16 protein-coding genes, 1 tRNA gene and 2 pseudogenes are annotated in these 17,436 nt (G+C 65.9%); 12 read left to right on the top strand and 7 right to left on the bottom strand.

Annotation, left to right across the window (positions count from 1 at the left end):
- Window positions 1-9 precede the first annotated feature (9 nt).
- Both ACHMW8_RS10370 and ACHMW8_RS10365 read left to right on the top strand, forming a co-directional pair.
- Window positions 10-1,036 (top strand): annotated as a pseudogene (locus ACHMW8_RS10370) (IS110 family transposase).
- Window positions 1,037-1,319: 283 nt separating this feature from the next.
- A protein-coding gene (locus ACHMW8_RS10365; RefSeq protein WP_395443854.1) for an IS3 family transposase occupies window positions 1,320-2,491 on the top strand; the annotation gives its coding sequence in 2 pieces (ribosomal slippage) (window positions 1,320-1,593 and window positions 1,593-2,491; 1,173 coding nt in all).
- 118 nt (window positions 2,492-2,609) lie between these two features.
- On the opposite strand, the gene ACHMW8_RS10360 is transcribed toward ACHMW8_RS10365, so the two are convergent.
- Window positions 2,610-3,185, bottom strand: a complete 576-nt coding sequence (locus ACHMW8_RS10360; RefSeq protein WP_395445491.1) for a hypothetical protein — start codon at window positions 3,183-3,185, stop codon at window positions 2,610-2,612.
- A 98-nt stretch (window positions 3,186-3,283) separates the two neighbouring features.
- Between ACHMW8_RS10360 and ACHMW8_RS10355 the strand changes: the two genes are divergently transcribed.
- A complete protein-coding gene (locus ACHMW8_RS10355; protein ID WP_395445490.1) occupies window positions 3,284-4,036 on the top strand; it encodes a hypothetical protein in 753 nt (250 codons plus the stop codon).
- Here ACHMW8_RS10355 and ACHMW8_RS10350 read toward each other — a convergent pair.
- Window positions 4,033-6,678 (bottom strand): Eco57I restriction-modification methylase domain-containing protein, encoded by a 2,646-nt coding sequence (locus tag ACHMW8_RS10350; RefSeq protein WP_395445489.1) that lies wholly within the window; start codon window positions 6,676-6,678, stop codon window positions 4,033-4,035. The two genes, ACHMW8_RS10355 and ACHMW8_RS10350, sit on opposite strands and share 4 nt — an antisense overlap.
- A 113-nt stretch (window positions 6,679-6,791) precedes the next feature.
- Window positions 6,792-6,868: transfer RNA gene (locus tag ACHMW8_RS10345), tRNA-Arg, on the bottom strand.
- Between the two features lie 102 nt (window positions 6,869-6,970).
- On the opposite strand from ACHMW8_RS10345, the gene ACHMW8_RS10340 reads away from it, so the two are divergent.
- The 4 genes from ACHMW8_RS10340 to ACHMW8_RS10325 all read left to right on the top strand — a co-directional run bounded on the left by ACHMW8_RS10340 (window position 6,971) and on the right by ACHMW8_RS10325 (window position 10,041).
- Window positions 6,971-8,242, top strand: a complete 1,272-nt coding sequence (locus ACHMW8_RS10340; protein WP_395445937.1) for a dicarboxylate/amino acid:cation symporter — start codon at window positions 6,971-6,973, stop codon at window positions 8,240-8,242.
- A gap of 115 nt (window positions 8,243-8,357) precedes the next feature.
- On the top strand, window positions 8,358-8,891 hold the full coding sequence (locus ACHMW8_RS10335) for a phage tail protein (protein WP_125156858.1): 534 nt from the start codon (window positions 8,358-8,360) through the stop codon (window positions 8,889-8,891).
- Window positions 8,892-8,915: 24 nt separating this feature from the next.
- The gene (locus ACHMW8_RS10330) at window positions 8,916-9,467 is read left to right on the top strand and encodes a phage tail protein (RefSeq protein ID WP_395445488.1); all 552 of its coding nucleotides are present in this window, start codon (window positions 8,916-8,918) and stop codon (window positions 9,465-9,467) included.
- 28 nt (window positions 9,468-9,495) lie between these two features.
- A complete protein-coding gene (locus ACHMW8_RS10325; protein ID WP_125156860.1) occupies window positions 9,496-10,041 on the top strand; it encodes a phage tail protein in 546 nt (181 codons plus the stop codon).
- Window positions 10,042-10,107: 66 nt separating this feature from the next.
- Here the strand turns inward: ACHMW8_RS10325 and ACHMW8_RS10320 are convergent, their stop codons facing one another.
- Window positions 10,108-10,401: a DUF6916 family protein gene (locus ACHMW8_RS10320; RefSeq protein ID WP_125156861.1), complete on the bottom strand. Its 294-nt coding sequence runs from the start codon at window positions 10,399-10,401 to the stop codon at window positions 10,108-10,110.
- Window positions 10,402-10,445: 44 nt separating this feature from the next.
- Here ACHMW8_RS10320 and ACHMW8_RS10315 point away from each other — a divergent pair, with 44 nt between their 5' ends.
- From ACHMW8_RS10315 to ACHMW8_RS10305, 3 genes are all read left to right on the top strand, one after another.
- Window positions 10,446-10,949 carry a GNAT family N-acetyltransferase gene (locus ACHMW8_RS10315; protein ID WP_395445487.1) on the top strand — a complete coding sequence of 168 codons (504 nt, stop codon included), beginning with the start codon at window positions 10,446-10,448 and terminating at the stop codon, window positions 10,947-10,949.
- Between the two features lie 401 nt (window positions 10,950-11,350).
- Window positions 11,351-12,445: a sensor histidine kinase gene (locus ACHMW8_RS10310; RefSeq protein WP_233586542.1), complete on the top strand. Its 1,095-nt coding sequence runs from the start codon at window positions 11,351-11,353 to the stop codon at window positions 12,443-12,445.
- A complete protein-coding gene (locus ACHMW8_RS10305) occupies window positions 12,442-12,801 on the top strand; it encodes a response regulator (RefSeq protein ID WP_395445486.1) in 360 nt (119 codons plus the stop codon). The genes ACHMW8_RS10310 and ACHMW8_RS10305 overlap by 4 nt, the downstream gene beginning before the upstream one ends.
- On the opposite strand, the gene ACHMW8_RS10300 is transcribed toward ACHMW8_RS10305, so the two are convergent.
- Entirely contained in the window at window positions 12,798-13,691 is an 894-nt protein-coding gene (locus ACHMW8_RS10300; protein WP_125156865.1) for a LysR family transcriptional regulator, read from the bottom strand. The genes ACHMW8_RS10305 and ACHMW8_RS10300 overlap by 4 nt on opposite strands.
- 119 nt (window positions 13,692-13,810) lie before the next feature.
- Between ACHMW8_RS10300 and ACHMW8_RS10295 the strand changes: the two genes are divergently transcribed.
- Together ACHMW8_RS10295 and ACHMW8_RS10290 are read left to right on the top strand one after the other, a co-directional pair.
- Complete coding sequence (locus ACHMW8_RS10295) at window positions 13,811-14,146, top strand: SDR family NAD(P)-dependent oxidoreductase (RefSeq protein ID WP_395445485.1); 336 nt, start codon at window positions 13,811-13,813, stop codon at window positions 14,144-14,146.
- Entirely contained in the window at window positions 14,143-14,655 is a 513-nt protein-coding gene (locus tag ACHMW8_RS10290; RefSeq protein ID WP_395445484.1) for an SDR family NAD(P)-dependent oxidoreductase, read from the top strand. Before ACHMW8_RS10295 ends, ACHMW8_RS10290 begins: the two co-directional genes overlap by 4 nt.
- A gap of 30 nt (window positions 14,656-14,685) precedes the next feature.
- Here the strand turns inward: ACHMW8_RS10290 and ACHMW8_RS10285 are convergent, their stop codons facing one another.
- Together ACHMW8_RS10285 and ACHMW8_RS10280 are read right to left on the bottom strand one after the other, a co-directional pair.
- On the bottom strand, window positions 14,686-15,768 hold the full coding sequence (locus ACHMW8_RS10285; RefSeq protein WP_395445483.1) for an esterase-like activity of phytase family protein: 1,083 nt from the start codon (window positions 15,766-15,768) through the stop codon (window positions 14,686-14,688).
- A pseudogene (locus ACHMW8_RS10280) lies at window positions 15,765-16,947 on the bottom strand (glycosyltransferase family 61 protein). Before ACHMW8_RS10280 ends, ACHMW8_RS10285 begins: the two are co-directional and overlap by 4 nt.
- Window positions 16,948-17,436 lie beyond the last annotated feature (489 nt).

Genomic DNA, 17,436 nt, shown 5'->3' with positions numbered 1-17,436 from the left:
GAGGCGTCCGTGGGCGAGGTTACGACGATTGGGCTGGATCTGGCGAAGAGCGTTTTTCAGGCGCATGGCGCCGACGCGGCTGGTGGGGTCGTGTTCCGCAAGAAGCTGAGGCGCGATCAGGTGCTGCGCTTCTTCGCCAGCCAGCCGAGGTGCTTGGTGGCGATGGAGGCGTGCTCAGGTGCGCACCATTGGGCGCGGGAGTTTATGGCGCTCGGCCATGAGGTCCGGCTCATTCAGCCGCGATACGTCAAGCCGTTCGTGAAGCGGCAGAAGAACGACGTGGCTGATGCCGAGGCCATCGTCGAAGCGGCCCAGCGGCCGACGATGCGGTTCGTCGCGCCGAAGACGGCGCAAGCGCAGGGCGCGGCCATCATCTTCCGCACCCGGGACCTGCTGGTGCGCCAGCGCACGCAGCTCAGCAACGCCTTGCGCGGTCACTTGGCCGAGTTCGGCTTCGTCGTGCCCCAGGGCGTTGGCCAGGTCGGGCGGCTCATCGCGCTGGCCGTCGATCCAGAGACCGACCTGCCGGCCGAGGCCCGACCGATCCTTGCGATCATCGCCGAGGGCATCCAGGCGCTGCAGGCGAAGATCACGATGCTCGATCGGGATATTAAAGCCCGGGCGAAGGCCGATCCGGTCGCCAGGCGGTTGATGACCGTCCCGGGCGTGGGGCCGATCGTCGCCACAGCGCTCGTGGCGCTTGCGCCACCAGCCAGCAGCTTCCGGCGTGGTCGAGACTTCGCCGCCTGGGGTCGGCCTCACACCCCGGCAGAACTCGAGCGGCGGCAAAGAGCGGCTCGGCCGGATCTCGAAGATGGGCGACCGCAACTTGCGGCGGCTTCTGATCCTGGGAGCCAGCTCAGCAGCAAAGGTCGCGGCGAAGGACCCGTCTCAGGCCAGCCCATGGCTGGCTGGCATGCTGTCGCGAAAGCCACGCATGCTGGTCACCGTCGCTCTAGCCAACAAGATCACGAGGATCGTCTGGGCGCTGATGGCGCACGGCGGGTCCTACAGAGCTCCGGCCGTGGCAGCCTAATCGCTGCGAGGGTCTGAAGCGTCAGAGGAGGCAGGAAGGTCAGACGAGACGTATGGCGCAACGGTCCACGAGACGGGGCCCGGAAAACCAGAAACGGCAGCTGCGCCTCGAGCGCGCAATTGCGGGATGGACCGGGTCCGCGAACTCCATACAGGCCAGCGGCCGGGACGAAGGCTGCATCAACAGGCCGGACACACGGAAGCACCTGAACCTGCGCGCCCTGATCCTCCCTCGCTTGAGTGGACACCCATGCTAGCTTTTCGGAGCTGGAGAGGAGTGTCTGATGAGCGTGAAGCGTCGGGTCTTTCCGGAGACCTTCAAACGAGAAGCGGTTGACCGTGTCGCCAGCAGCGGCCTGTCGGCCGGCATGGTGGCCCGGGAGTTGGGCCTGCACGAGACGGTCCTGCGACGATGGATGATGCAGTACGGGACGCAGGTGATGGGGCCGGCGCGGCGCGCCCACACGCAAGCGCCGGCCCCGTCGCCGTCTGATCTGGCCGCCGAGAACGCCCGCCTGCGTCGCGAGAACGACCATCTGCGGATGGAGCGCGACATCCTAAAAAAAGCCGCGCTCATCTTCGGAGCGGCCTCCCGATGAAGTTCGGGTTCGTCGATGAGCACCGCGGCGCCTGGCCGGTTCGGGTGATGTGTCGGGTCCTGGGTCTGTCGGCCAGCGGCTACTATGCCTGGCGCGTCAGGCCCGAGAGCCGGCGGGCGGCGGCCAATCGCGCGCTGACCGAGGACATCCGCCTGATCCATGCCGAGAGCTGTGGGACCTATGGTTCGCCGCGCGTCCACGCCGTCCTGCGCGGTCATGGGCGCCGCGTTGGGCGCTCGCGGGTCGAGCGGTTGATGCGCCGGGCGGGCTTGCGCGGCCTGGCCGCGTTGCCTCGCCGTACCCGCACCACCGACAGCCGCCATGGCTATCCGATCGCGCCCAACAGGCTCGCCCGCAACTTCCAGGCGGCGGCTCCAGGCCAGGTCTGGCTGGCCGATCTCACCTACATCCCGACTGGCGAAGGCTGGCTCTACCTGGCCGGCGTCCTCGACATGCACACCCGCAAACTCGTCGGCTGGTCGATGCGCGACACCCTGCACACCCAGATCGCCCTGGAAGCCCTGACCATGGCCATCGCACGCCAAAAGCCCGCGCCCGGCCTCATCCATCATTCGGATCGCGGCATTCAATATGCCGCCGAGGCCTATCGCTCGGCCCTGGCCCAAGCCGGCATCACCCCCTCCATGAGCCGCAAGGGCGACTGCTGGGATAACGCCCCGATGGAGAGCTTCTTCCACACCCTCAAGACCGAGCGCGTCCATCATCGGATCTACGCCACCCGCGCCGAGGCCCGGCGCGATCTGTTCGGCTATATCGAGGGCTTCTACAATTCCCGTCGCCTGCACTCGGCTCTAGGCTATATCAGCCCCGCCGAGGCCGAACGTAGAGCGGCTTAACCCCGTCCACTCTCTCGGGGGAAGATCAAGGCGCGCGCCCGCCCAACCAAACCTTCGCGCCGGAAGAGCCCGTGCACTAACATTCAAACCGGATCACCCAATGGGGGCAGGCCACAACCTAACGTCGGACGACGAAGTCCTGCCCCCACACGAGACCGGCAAGCTCCACGGCCTGGCGCAGGACGCCGCGGGCTTCGGCGGCCTTATTGTTTGTTCCGACGTACCAGCCGCACTTCAACTGAGTCGAATGCGAGTCCGGGTGTTCCACGTCGTAGAGCGCCGCGCGGGTCTTCGCGACGGGGCGCTTGCTTTGTTTCTTGCGGGCGGAGAGCTTCTCCATAGTTCCCGGCCGCGCGGCCTCGATCAAGTCCAGACCGTAGACGAGCATCTGAGTCGCCGAGCCGAGGCGATAGATCGCATTGGATGTTTCGATCTCACATATTTGTCCGACGCGCTTAGCCTCATGGAGGAGCGAAACAATTCGCTTCAGCCCGGCCGACCCGGCGACGCTTTCACCCGGCTCGCCGGATAGCGTGACAGCCTTCTCCGATGCAAAGTCGAATCTCGCCGTTGGCGACGGGAAGACGCCGGCGACTAGGCCATGTTTTGGGTCGAGCCACACCTGAGGCCCAAAATTTATCGGCCCCGCTTCGAAGATCGAAGCCAAAGCTTCAGCACGCGCGATGACCGCCACAGTGAATCTCCTAAAAGCTCTTATACGCCCTTATAAGTAACTGCGCGCGAGGATCAAGCCCATCTTGTCGCCGGACGGCGGCATGATAATGACCCGGCATGGCGACCCCGACACAACTCCCGGACGGCTTAGATGCATTGCGCGCGGAGATGGAGCTCCGCGAAATCATGAGGCTCATTGAGAGGACAGCACGATGGGTCGATCCAGCCACGTTCCGGTTGCTTCCGATGTGGTACCCGGAGCATGCCCGCCGCACCTATTTCTACAAGAACAACTGGAGCGAGCCGCAGCTCAACAAGAACCGTCAGACCGGCCATACCGAACATAAGCGAGAGGGCAATGTCCACGCCAACAAGTCTCTCACCTATGCCCTGGGACTGCGATCAGACGACCGGCCCAATTGGTCCTGCTGCCATATTTGGGGCGTCGACGATCCTTCCTATCAAGAGGCGAATGCCGTGGTCCAAGACCGCCGCTTCTTCTCATGCGTCGCGAACATGGTCCTGCTTCCGACCCCGCTGAAAGCGTTCACCGACACCATGCCGGAGGTGAAGGCTATGCTTCGGATCTGCGCGCGGAACCTCTACGACTGGCATTGCGATCACGAAAGCCTGGCTGAGACGATCGCCGCCATCGAGACGTGGGGCGATTGGGATGCTTATCCCAAGAGTTGGCCGCGAGTTCAGGTGCCCGCCACGCCGCTAGGCATCGTGCCATTGAACGATGGAATTCGGAAATGCGCCAAACGAAGACTGGTCCAGATCCGACGGGACCTCGCTGACCCTGGACCGCACTACCCAATTGAGGAGGTGAAGGCGGCGCTGGCCTATTGGGGAATACCGCTCGACTAAGGCGTCGGAAACTCAGCTCGCAGTCCCGCATGCAGAGCCTCCACGGCGTCGATAGCCGCCACAATTTCAGCGCGAGCAAGCGTAACCGGTGTGGAATGTGAGAAGGCGTTGAGGACCACGCGCCGCACTGTTTCGATGTCCGTGATGCGAGGCTGCAGGTTCGCAAACTCGGTCGCCCGCGCGGGAGCCTGAAGCCAAGCCTTCAGACCGTTGAGCAGGGTTTCGGTCGTGAGCTCACGTGGTTCGGCGCGGAAGGCGACCGGTTCGATCAGCGCCTTCACGTCGTCGCGGGCGTTTGGGATCGGAAACTGTCCGACGTACATCGGCTTGAATTCGTAGAAGCCGCCCTGACGTCCCGCATAGGTCGTCTGGGCCACCCACCATGAAACCGGCGAATTGAGGCAGGCAGTCAGATAGCGCCAATCATCGGACACCACGATGCTGGTTTTGTCGTTGCTGAAGAAGCCGGTCGTATCAGGCGCGTAGGCGACGGTCTTCTCGATGGCCGGGATGACCACCTTTGGCTGAAGAAATTCCTCCCAATAGGCGACGTTATCCTGGATCTCGAACCACTCATATGAACCGGCCTTCCGGCCGGGCCAGTCCGCTCCGGTCCAGTCGCGCGGCTTAGGCTCGAGCGCTGAACGATATCCTTCCAGGTGCTGTTTGATGGCCGGATACCGATCGATGTCGGTGCCTCGCCGGGTAAAGATCAGCCACAGATCCTGCGGCTGCACGCGCCAGCGCTTCACATCGCGGCCGCGCAGGAAGGGTTTGATGATCTCATCGCTCTTGGGATCGGCCGTGATCAGCGCGGCCCGGATCGCGCCATCGATGACGAAGGCATCATTGAAGCCAGTCTTGATGCCATAGTAGAAGCGCCCCTCGACATAGTCACTCAGCGGCACGCCCGCCGCGCGGATGCGGGCCAGGAGTTCGCGCTTGAGGGTCGGCTCGATCTGCCAGCCGTCCTTCTCCAACGCCGTCTGAGGCATGTCGAAGCCGGCGCTTTTGAGCAGCTCCGGGAAGGCCTCGATCTCAGCCTTTTCGCCCAGGTTCTGCCAGTTAAGGGCGCGGAACCGTTCCGACGAGGTCGGACCGCGCCGCGCCGGCTCGCGCCGCTCGGCGATGAGAATAGTGGGGTAGGCGATGGCGTCGAACACGTCGGCGTCGCCGAAGTCGATCAGGGTCTCGATCCTGGCGTTGACGTTGAACCAGTGACGCAGGTTCTCGCCGTATTTGGCGCGGTACCATTTGTTTGAGGTGATGTAAGCGAACGCCCCGCCGGGGCGCAGCAGCTTCACGCCACGCTCAATGAAATAGACGAATAGGTCTGCTGTTCCGGCGTAGCTGCCAAGCGGCAGGCCGTTCTTGTCCTTGCCGCCATAGTGCGCCTGAAGGGCGGGCTTTTGGTCGGTGATCTTTTCCTGCCGGACGTAGGGCGGATTGCCGATGACGATGTCGAAGCCGCCGTGGAGCTGGAACATCCACAGGGGGTCGAAGAACGGCGCGCTGGCCTGCTGATCGAATGGGTTCCAGCACGCGGCCATCCGCGCATCCGCGTGCGGCAGCGAATGCTCCGACTCTAGTATGTCGGCCAGTTCATCTCGGTGTTGCTGGATCAACTCGCGGTACTTGCGCTTGGTGCGCATGGTTCGCGCGGCGAAGTGCCGTTGGGTAGCATCCTCGATCAGGCGCTCCAGCTCACCAATCCGCGGATTGGCGAAGAGATCGACCTGCGCCGGCCGTTGAAGAGGGATCAGGCTGTTGGCCGCGACCAGCTTCGTTTCCAGGTTCGGCAACGGCTTGATGCCGAGATTGTCGTCGAGCTTTTCCGGATCGGGCGTCTGCTCGACCGCCAGGCTGATGAAGAACCGAAGCTTGGCGATGAGGATGGCGATCGCCTGAATGTCCGAGCCGTACAGGCAGCGCTCGATCAGGTGCAGCTTGCGAACATAGTCGGCCAGGTCGTTGTCGGCGAACTCTTCATCGAAAGCCTTGAGGGCGGCCTCCGCCTCCTCGATCTCCGCTTCCCGCCGCGTGATGTCGTATTGCGGCGCACGGGCAACCCGGTCCGCCAGCGGCGCGCGCAGGGCGGCCTTCCACTTATCATTGTTGGGATCGAGACGCTTCAGCGCGTCCATCAATGCCTGCAACATCCCCATGGGGAATGCGCCAGAGCCGCAGGCCGGGTCGAGCACCTTCAGATCCTCGATCGCCTTGATCAGCGCATCCCGCTCCGCCTCAGAGAATTCAGGGGCAGGCGCAGTCGGGTCCAGCAGGTCCTGGACGCGCGCGTCGACGCCATTGTTCGACGCGGGTCTGGATGTCGCTGCCGGTCGCTCCATGGCCAGCTCGCCGGGCGCGGGGCCGAAGTCCAATTGCTCAGCGCGGGGGCGAAGCCCCTGGTCGCCTGAAGGTTTGAGGCCCTTCAACGCGGCGTTGAACTGGTGCGCGAGCGTTTCCCGCACCATGAAATCGACGACGTAGCGCGGGGTGTAGAAAGATCCCGACAACTTGCGAGCCGACGAGCTGGTCTCCGGGTTGTACGAGGCCAGCAGATTCTCGAAGACTTTGCCGAGCAGCTCGGGATCGAGAGCGACCTCTTCCTCGACCGAAGTGTTCTCCTCCACCGTGAACACGTAGTTCTCGAACAGGGTGAAGAGCCCGGATGGGCTTCACATGCGACTGCGTCGCGCTTTTGCCGGCCTTAAGTTGCCGTTGGGCCAGCGTTAAGTTGCAACGACAAAGCCACTGGCGGCCCAGGAGGGACTCGAACCCCCGACCTTCGCTTTAGGAAAGCGCTGCTCTATCCTGCTGAGCTACTGGGCCTCCGCGTGCGAGGCGCAGGGTCAATAGCGCAAGATGGCGGGCGTGCGAACCCCGGCAAATGGCTTGAGCGAAGCTCTCCGGGGGACGAACGCGTTGCGGCATCTGAAATCGATCTATGTCCAGGTCCTGATCGCCATCGCCCTGGGCATATTGGTCGGCGCGCTGTGGCCGAAGATCGGCGTGGCGGTCAAGCCTCTGGGCGACGGCTTCATCAAGCTGATCAAGCTGGTCATCGCGCCGGTGATCTTCTGCACCGTGGCGGGCGGCATCGCCCGGATGGGGGACATCAAGGCGTTCGGCCGGGTGGGCCTCAAAGCCCTGCTCTATTTCGAGGTCGTCTCGACCCTGGCCCTGGTGCTGGGTCTGCTGGTCGGGCGCACCCTGAAGCCGGGCGCCGGCTTCAACATCGATCCCAAGACGCTCGATCCGTCGATCGCCGCCGGCTACCTGGAAAAGGCCAAGCATGGCGAGGGTCTGGTCGCCTACCTGCTGCACCTGATTCCCGACACCTTCTTCGGGGCTTTCTCCGAGGGCAATCTGCTGCAGGTGCTGCTGATCGCCATCCTGACGGGTTTCGCCTGCACGCGGCTGGGCGACTTCGGCGACAAGGTGGCCAACGTGCTGGAGGACGCCGCCAAGCTATTCTTCGGCGTCATCCAGGTGGTGGTGCGCCTGGCGCCGCTGGGCGCGTTCGGGGCCATGGGCTTCACGATCGGCAAGTACGGTATCGGCGCCCTGGTCCAGCTGGGGGCGCTGGTGGCGACCTTCTACATCACCTCGCTGCTGTTCGTGCTGGTGGTGCTGGGCCTGATCGCCTGGGCGTGCGGCTTCTCCATCCTGCGGTTCCTGGCCTATATCCGGGAGGAGCTGCTGATCGTGCTGGGCACCAGTTCGTCGGAGTCGGTGCTGCCGCAGATGATGATGAAGCTGGAGAACGCCGGCGCCCGCCGCTCGGTGGTCGGCCTGGTGATCCCGACGGGCTACAGCTTCAATCTGGACGGCACCAACATCTACATGACCCTGGCCACCCTGTTCCTGGCCCAGGCGACCAACACCCCCATCAGTCTGGGGCAGGAGCTGGCCCTGCTGGGCGTGGCCATGCTCACCTCGAAAGGCGCCAGCGGCGTCACGGGCGCGGGCTTCATCACCCTGGCCGCGACCCTGGCGGTCGTGCCCGACATCCCGATCGCGGCCCTGGCCGTGCTGGTGGGCGTCGACCGCTTCATGAGCGAGTGCCGGGCCCTGACCAACCTTGTCGGCAACGGCGTGGCGACCCTGGTCGTCGCGCGATGGGAAGGCGCTCTGGATCGAGACCGCCTCAAGCGGGCCCTGCATGGCGAACTCGCCGCTCCGGAAGTCGCCGCCCCCGCATAGCCGCCGCGGCAAGCGAAAATGCGTCCATAGGGCGATCTCTTTTCCCTGTACTATCTGCGCGCAACCCCTATTCTGGCGAAAAATCAGCGTTCGCTGGAATTTGGGGAGGCCCGTCTTGAGTCAGCCTTATATTGGCGAAATCCGCATGTTCGGGGGCAACTTTCCTCCGGTCGGCTGGGCGTTCTGCGATGGGCAGCTGATGTCGATCGCCGAGAACGACACGCTCTACAACCTGATCGGCACGACGTACGGCGGCGACGGCCAGAACACCTTCGGCATTCCCGACCTGCGCGGACGGGTCGTGACCCACTGGGGCGCGTCGCAAGGCGAAACCTACGTCATCGGCCAGCAGGGCGGCGTGGAAACCGTCACCCTGACGACCAGCCAGATCCCGCAGCACACGCACCCGGTCGCGGCCACCACGGCCACGGGCGATACGGGGGCGCCCACGGCCAGCACGATGCTCGCGACGGGCGGCCCCGGCGGGAGCACCCTCTATCCCTATGGGACCTACGGCGGAAACCAGGTGGTCACCTCGGGCGCCAGCACGCTTTCCAGCGGCGGCTCTCAACCGCACGAGAACATGCAGCCGTACCTGGCGGTGAACTTCATCATCTCGCTGTACGGCATCTATCCGTCGCAGAACTGACCGCGCCAGCTCGAGGAAATCTTCATGTCCGATCAGTTCGTCGCGGAAATCCGCATCTTCGCCTTCAATTTCGCGCCGGCAAACTGGGCGCTCTGCAACGGTCAGCTCTTGCCGATCCAGCAGAACACCGCGCTCTTCTCGTTGCTAGGCACGACCTATGGCGGCAACGGCACCAGCAACTTCGCGCTGCCGAACCTGATGGGCTTGGCGGCGCTCCATACCGGCCGCAACCAGCCGGGCCCGGGGCTCAGCGTCTATGACCTTGGCCAGACCGGCGGGTCGGAAAGCGTGACCCTGTTGCAGAGTGAGATGCCACTGCACACGCACGGCCTGTCGGTCTCCAGCGCCAACGGCACGACGCTGACGCCGACCAACAACCAGCTGGCGCGCGCCTTTTCAGGCAACTTCCAGTCTAACAGCCAGGGCCTGATCTACAGCACCGGCGCGCCCAATGTGCAGATGCCGCCGCAATCGATCGGCGTCGCCGGCGGAAGCCAGCCCCACAACAACATGATGCCTTCGCTGGTGCTGAACTACTGCATCGCGCTGCGTGGCGTCTTCCCGGCGCGCAACTAGCCGCCTTCAAACTTCGGAGCGTATCGCCATGAGCGATTACTACATGGGCGAAATTCGCATCATGAGTTTCAACTTCGCACCCAAGAACTGGGCGCTGTGCAACGGTCAGCTGCTGTCCATCCAGCAGAACCAGGCGCTATTTTCGCTTCTGGGCACGACGTACGGGGGCAACGGCGTCAACAACTTCGCCCTTCCCGACCTGCGCGCCCGCACCCCCCTCCATACGAGCGATAGCCTGCCTTTAGGCGCGGTGCTCGGCGAGTTCACGCACACGCTGATCAGCACCGAGATGCCGCAGCATTTCCACGTCCTGAACGCCAACACCAGCGTCGCCGGGACGAGCAACGTCTCTCTGCCGACGAACAATACGATCCTCGGCAACGCCGCGGGCAAGGCCAGCTCCGGCTCGACCCCGCCCTTCCTGCCCTACAGCGCCAACACCGCGAGCCTGACGCCCATGGACCCCCGCTCGCTGGGCTCCCAAGGCGGCTCGCAACCGCATGAGAACCGCCAGCCCTTCCTGGCGCTGACCGTCTGTATCGCGCTCAACGGCATCTTCCCGTCACGCAACTGATCTCGACAGCGATGGTATCCGCGCTCCTCCCAGGCCGGCGCGCGGACGATCTGGTCTGAAGACGGCTCAGTTGAACACGGCCTGATAGTCCTGGCAGCTGGGGTCCGGAGTGTGGATTGGCGCGATATAGAGTTCGTGCGTCGTCCCGTCCGGCCCCTTCAGCATCCACATGTTTTCCGGCGCCCAGGGTGACTTGGGACCTCGGAAGACCAGAGTGAAGGGCGCGCGCTCGCCGGCCGGCGCGTCCTGGACATCAACCTCGACCAGAGTCAGCGACAGCTCGGTGTCGCCCAACTGGAAAAGCGCGCCGACGTGCGGTGAGAAGGAGTCGGCGGTGAGAGCGACGAAGGCGTCTGACATCGAATGGGCGCTCGCTACAGGTTCTACGTCTTTGAGACTCAACTATGACGTCTGAAAACCTCGAAGGTAAAGCGGCGCCGCCCGTCCGTCGCGCTGAAGCAGCGTCCGATCAGGCGCTGCTGCTGAACCTCTTCATCGCCGCCCGCGCCCAGCACTTTGCGCCGCTCAACCTGCCCGCTCCGGTGCTGGACATGCTGATGCGCCAGCAGTTCCTGGCTCAGAGCGCCAGCTACGCCGCCCAGTATCCCGGGGCGCGCCGCGAGATCATCGAGGTGGACGGCGCGCCCATAGGGCGCATGATCAGCAATCGGACGAATGGCGAAATGCGTCTCGTTGATATCGCTCTGGCGCCGGCGTGGCGAAGCAAGGGCCTGGGCTCGATCTTGATCACCGCGCTGATGGACGAGGCGCGCGCGACCGGAGCGGCGCTCGCGCTGCAGGTGGCGTGCGACAACGCGCGGGCCGCGGCGCTCTATGATCGCCTGGGCTTCGAGACGATCGCGGACGACGGCGTCTATCGCGAGATGCGCTGGACAGCCGCATCCTGACAGAGATCGACGCCCGTCGCGGCGACACGTCTCGGGCGCGCGACGTTGAGCGTCGCCTCCACGGGCCGGTCGCGGTTCGCCGCGACCGTTTGACGCGCGACACGTGGAATGAAACCGATCGCCCCGGGCCCTCTTCTCCGCGCCGAGAAAGCGCCAATCCCCGCTGACGCCTTGCCCCACCGCCTTTCTCCAAAGGCCTCGCTGCGTTCGCCCTCGGCCCCAAGGCCGTCGAATGAGAGCGCGTCCCGTCCACGGGTGCGATCGCGCGCATCGCGGACTAGCGGCTCAGCTTGTCCGGCGCCGTCTGCGTGTTAGGGTTTCAACCATAATCAACGTGCAACGCTCGAGACATGCTGGATTTAGCGCTCCGAGACGAGGTTGCGGCGCCCGATACGGGCCTGATGACGCTCATCGAAACCATCGAAGCGCTGTCGGCGACGCGCACGCTCGCCGAGGTGGCGGACGTCGTTCGCAAGGCGGCCCGACGCATCTCTGGGGCGGACGGCGTGGCCTTCGTCCTGCGTGACAACGAACAGTGCTGGTATTTCGACGAGGACGCGATCGGCCCGCTGTGGAAGGGCAAGCGCTTTCCCCTGACCGCGTGCATCTCCGGCTGGGCGATGCTGAACCGCCAGACGGTGGTGATCTCCGACATCTATCTGGACGATCGCATCCCCCACGACGCCTACCGCCCGACCTTCGTCAAAAGCCTGGTGATGACGCCGGTGCGCATGGAAGACCCCGTGGCCGCGATCGGCGCCTACTGGGCTGAATCGCATACGCCTTCACCAGAGACCGTGCAGAAGCTGCAGGTCATCGCCCGCGCCACCGCCTCGGCCCTGGAAAGCGGCCGGCTGCATGACAGCCTGGTCGACGCCCGTCACCATGGCACGTTCCTGCTGCAGGAACTGGATCACCGGGTGAAGAACACCCTGGCCATCGTTCAGTCGATCTCCCGTCAGACCCTCCGCGCCACCCCCTCGCCCGAAGCCTTCGCCGAGGTGTTCGAGGACCGCCTCCTGGCGCTGTCCCAGGCCCACGAGCTGCTGACCCGCCGCGCCTGGGGCCGCGCCGGAATGCATGAGATCCTGGACAAGGCCCTGGCCCCGTTCACGGTCGACCGGGCCGAGCGCTTCGACATCGTCGGCCCGGCCATCACGTTCAGCGCCGAGACCTCGGTCTCGGTCCATATGACCCTGCACGAGCTGGCCGTGAACGCGGCAAAGTATGGCGCTCTTTCGACGTCCGCGGGTCGGGTGGTGATCCGGTGGTCGGTCGACGAGGCCGCCGCGCCGCCGATGCTCACCCTGACCTGGCGCGAGGTCGACGGTCCGCCCGTAGCCGCCCTACCCGAACGCCGCGGCTTCGGCTCGCAGATGATCCAACGCGGCCTGGCCCGCGATCTGGGCGGCGCGGCCACCATGGACTTCGCTCCGTCAGGCTTCGTCTACACGCTTCGCGCCCCGTTGTCGGAACGGCTGAGCCTGGCCGCATGAAATCCTCCAGGGTGATGATCGTTCAGGACGAGGCCCTGGTGGCCATGATGGTCGAGGACATGCTCGGCGACATGGGCTACGAAATCGCCGGCTCGTTCGGCGCGGTGCACGACGCCCTGGCCTTTCTGGGCAGCGACCAGCCGCGACCCGACGGCGCGGTGCTGGACGTCAATATCGGCGGCGAGATGGTCTTTCCCGTCGCCGAGGCGCTGCGCGAGCAGGGCGTGCCCTTCGTGTTCGCGACCGGCTATGGCGACCTGCCCCGCAAGGGCTTCGAGAGCGTCGAGGTGCTGGCCAAGCCGATCAATATCGGCGCCTTGCGCCAGGCCGTCGGCAAGTTCCACTCCGAAAACTAGGCCCCCTCCTCCTTCAGGAAGTCGATGAAGGCCCGCAACGGCGCGGGCGCCCGGCGTCGGCTCGGATAGTAGAGATAGAAGCCGCTGTAATAGGGGCACCAGTCCTCCAGCACGCGCACCAGACGTCCCTGGGCGATCAGGTCGGCGACCTGGTCCTCGAAGGCGAAGGTCACGCCCAGTCCGTCGAGGGCGGCCTGAATGCTCAGCTCCTGATCGTTGAGGGTCAGGGGACCATCGACCTCGATGTTCAGCTCGACACCGTCCCGTTCGAACTCCCACGCGTAGAGTCGCCCGCTGGCGAACCGGAAGCGGATGCAGGGCAGCGCCTTCAGCTGTTCGGGCGCCGTCGGCTTGGGATGAACTTCGAAGAAGGCCGGCGTGGCGACGATGGCGGTGCGCTGGCGGCCGCCGATCGGCACGGCGACCATGTCCTGAGCTATGGTCTCGCCGAAGCGCACGCCGGCGTCGCAGCCTTCCGCCACCATGTCGACCAGCGCCCCGTCGGCGACGATCTCGACCTTCACCCCTGGATGCAGGGCCATGAAACGGGCCACGGCCGGCAACAGCACCAGCTGGGCCGCGCCGCGCGAGGCGTTGAAGCGCAGCGCGCCCATCGGCCGTCCCCGAAAGTTGTTGAGGTCGTCCAGGGCGTCGTCGATGTCGCGGAAGGCCGGCGACACCCGGGCGAACAGCCGCTCCCCGGCTTCGGTCAGGGCGACGCTGCGCGTGGTGCGATTGACCAGGCGCAGGTCCAGTCGCTCCTCGACGCCGCGCAAGGCGTGGCTCAGGGCGGACGGCGTGCAACCCAGCTCGTCGGCCGCGCGGCGAAAACTCTTGTGGCGGGCGATGGCCAGAAAGCTGACCAGATCGGCGGGAACGACGGGTCGCATTGATGATTACAACTCACTATGTCGACGACAACTGCGATGATTATCTCATCGAAGGCCGAGGTCTAGACAGTCCTCCGTCGCCGCGGCTCCACCGCCCCGGCCTAACGAAGGAAACGAACATGCGTACCTGGTTCATCACCGGCGCTTCGCGCGGCTTCGGCGCCCTGATCGCGGAAAAGGCCCTGGCCGCCGGCGACGCCGTCGTCGCCACCGCGCGTAACCCCAAGACCGTCACCGACCGCCTCGGCGAGCACCCCAATCTGCTGGCCGTCCCCCTCGACGTCACCGACGAGACCCAAGGACACGCCGCCGCGAAGGCCGCGGTCCAGCGGTTCGGCCGCATCGACGTGCTGGTCAACAACGCCGGCTACGGCCTGCTGGGCGCGGTGGAGGAGGCCACTGGCGCCAGATCGAAGCCCTGTACCGCACGAACGTCTTCGGCCTGCTGGCCGTGACCCGCGCCGTCTTGCCGCACATGCGCCGTCAACGTTCGGGTCGGATCCTGAACCTGTCGTCGGTGGGCGGCCTACGCTCGGCGGCCGGTTTTGGCGTCTACTGCTCGACCAAGTTCGCCGTCGAGGGCCTGACCGAGGCGCTGGCCGCCGAACTGGCGCCGCTGGGAATCTTCGCCACGGCCGTCGAGCCGGGCTATTTCCGCACCGATTTCCTGGACGCGACCTCGCTGAGCGTCAGCCCGGCCGCCATCGCCGACTATCAGGCGACGGCCGGCGCTGTGCGGACCCACGCGGCCCAGATCAGCCACAATCAGCCCGGCGATCCTCAACGCTTGGCCAAGGTGCTGATCGACTTCGTCGACGTCCCGAACCCGCCGGTTCGCCTGCCGCTGGGCAGCGACACGGCGGCGGCGACCGAGGCCGTGGCGGCCGCGCATCTGGCCGTGCTGAAGGACTGGCGCGCGGTGGCGGTGTCGACCGACTTCCCGAAGGAGGACGCGGCGGCGTAAGTGATCGGGGCGGTCGACAGGCCGCCCCGCCTACGGCGTGAACCGCAGCACCAGGATCTGGTTGATCTGCCTGGCGTCGTAGTTGTCGTCCGAGGCCAGGACGAGGGTCCGAGCCCCGTCCGCCTGGCGCGGCCCCCAAGCCATGGCCTCCAGATTGTCGATCCGGATCCCAAGGGTGTCGAAGTTCAGCAACAGCCGCTTCTCCACCGGCCGGACCGACGTCTCCAGCAGGCTATCGACCCTGGAAACGTCCAGCGCCTTGCTCACATCGGCGAGGTATAGGCGGACATGGTAGCTGTAGCGGCCGTCGGCATGCTTGATCCCCGAGCGCTCCAGCACCAGCAGGCGATGATCGTCCAGGGTCAGGATTTCGCTGACCCCGTTGTCGCCGACACCGACCGGCGAGGCGACCTGCACCGGGTCGATGCGATAAGCGTACTGGGCGACGAGCCTGCCGGACCGGTCCAAACGGCTCAGCCGCGTCAGCCCTCCCTCGGCGACAGACGGGATCGGGCCATCCTGGACCAGAGGCCCCTCCATCGACACCCACAACGACCGTCCGCCCACGGACCAGCTGATTCCCTCTGTCGTGGCGTTCTTGCGCGCGCCGGTCTCGCCGCCGTCGTGGAAGGTCAGGGCGTCGGGGACGACGTGGCGCGCGACCGGGGTCCCATCGGCCTTCATGCGACGGATGGCCGGCGGATAGCCGTGGTCGAAGTCGCCTTCGGTCGACCAGACGAGCTCCGCGTTAAGCGGGTCGAAGCGGATCGCCTCGCCGTCCGCCGTCTCCGTCCCGACCTTGCGGTCGGGGAAGGTCTCGCCGTCCTCGCGGCGCAACGGAACCATCGCCGTCAGCTCCGGGCCACAGGCCTTGCCCGGCCGCACATCCAGCTTGCCGAGGAAAAAGTGCGACGGCCCGTGCTCGGACTTGTCGTCGCTGATGAAGGCCCAGAGCCTGGCGCGCGGGTCGTAGTCGACGCCCGAGATGCCGCCGTAGCCGCCGCCTTGGAATTCGATCCCCTTCGGCGTCTCGCAGGCCTTGAGCAACGACACGCGCTCGGCCGCCATGGCGGGCGCGGCGGCCAGCAAGGCGGCGAGGATCAGCGCCTTCACAGCAGGAACTCCGGCTCGCCGGGCGGCGGGCCGTCGTCCCAGCCAGCCATGGCCTTGCGGGTCTCGGCCCGCTCGACCGCGGTGCTCAACTTGCGGCGGAACTCGTCGGGGTCGATTGTGAACGGCTGGTTCTCCTGCGGCGCGATCGTATAGAGGCGCGCCTCGCCATCGGCGGGCAGGATGTAGCCCACATCGTGGCGGCGGAAGTTGGCGATCCGCGACTGCACCTCGACCAGCCAGTTCATCGACACCACCTGGCAGCCTTCGGGCGACAGGAGCGCATTATGCAGGCCCGAGCCGAACTCCCCCGCCACCAGCCGCGCCCGTGAGAAGATCCGCGCCTGCTCGGCCCAACTCTTGGTCTCGGGGCGAAGCAGGATAAGGCCGAGATCCTGGGCGATGCCCTCGATCTCGTCCTCGTTGGCCAACTCGCGGAACGAACTCGCCGGTGCGTACCCCGCCCCGGCTGACGAAGATCATGTCGTCGCCGGTCCCGCGCGGCCAGGCCAGCGCCTCGCGCTCCAGGCTCCAGCGCAGGAAGTCGTGGAAGCTGTAGTTGTGATGCAGCATGTGCGGCAGAAGGACGGCGCCGATCTCGACCGCCTCGTCGCGGTGATCGTAGGTGACGATCTCCTGCGCCGGCAGCATCATCCGTATGATCTTGAAGACATAGCCCGGCGCGGTGCGTGGCAACACCAACGGCGCGGTGATCCCGGCGGCGTTCAGGGCCCGGATCACGAACAGCTTCGGATACATCTCGGTCAGCCAGTGACCCCAGACGAAGTTGAAGTGGGTGATCACGAAGGCCCGATCCAGGCTGATCCGCGCCGGCGCGTCGAAATCCCAGGCCGGCCGCGTGATGTCGTGATCGTACCAGTGCTTGATGTAGTAGGGGTACGCGCCCTCCGCGTAGATCAGCTGGCCGTCCAGCTTCAGGTGGGCGCCGGTGCCGCCGGCCACGACACGCTTGGCGACCAGCAGGTCGACGTCGGGCGAGACGAGATCGCCCAGCGCGTGCAGGCCATTCAGCATGTCGCCGGCGCAGGGCCAAAGCATTGGACGCGGCGGGATCGGCGCGCCGCCCCGCATCAGCAGCGTGCGCGCCACCCGGTCGGGCCCGTGCAGGGCCTGGGCCAGAGGAACCTGCTCGCCGCCGGAAAGATCGATCGAAGAGACCACGCTGGAGTCCTAGATCAGCCCGTTCGAGGAAGGCCAGGAAGGCGGTCACGTCCAGCCGCCAGCCATAGGCCGAGGCCGGGCGCAGGCGTGGCTCCAGCGGGATTTCCGGCGGGATGATCCCCATCCCGGACACGAACCCATGCCACGCGGCGCCGACCTGAACGGCCAGGTCGCGAGCCCAGGGCTCGGCCGGCGGGGTGGGCTGGATCTCGATGATCTTGGCGCCGGGCGCGCAGAATAGGACATTGGCCAGAATCGTGCCCGAGGCCGCGACAACGACCTCCGCGCCCCGGAACAGGGCGACCAGCTCCCGCACCGAAGACGTCCGGGCCTGACGATCGTGAAGCCCCGCGCGGCCAGGCCCTCTTCCAGCCAGGCCTCGGTCTCCTGCGGCGCCTTCAGGGAACCCTGACGGCTGACATAGATGCGGCGCGCGTCGGCGGCCGGCGCAACCTGGGCCAGAATCCGGGGCGCGAATGGCGTCCAGAC

This window comes from Caulobacter sp. UC70_42 (genome assembly GCF_044056025.1).
Taxonomy (GTDB): Bacteria; Pseudomonadota; Alphaproteobacteria; order Caulobacterales; family Caulobacteraceae; genus Caulobacter.
Note: the sequence above shows the minus strand (reverse complement) of the source record. Positions and strands in the feature narration are given on the sequence as shown.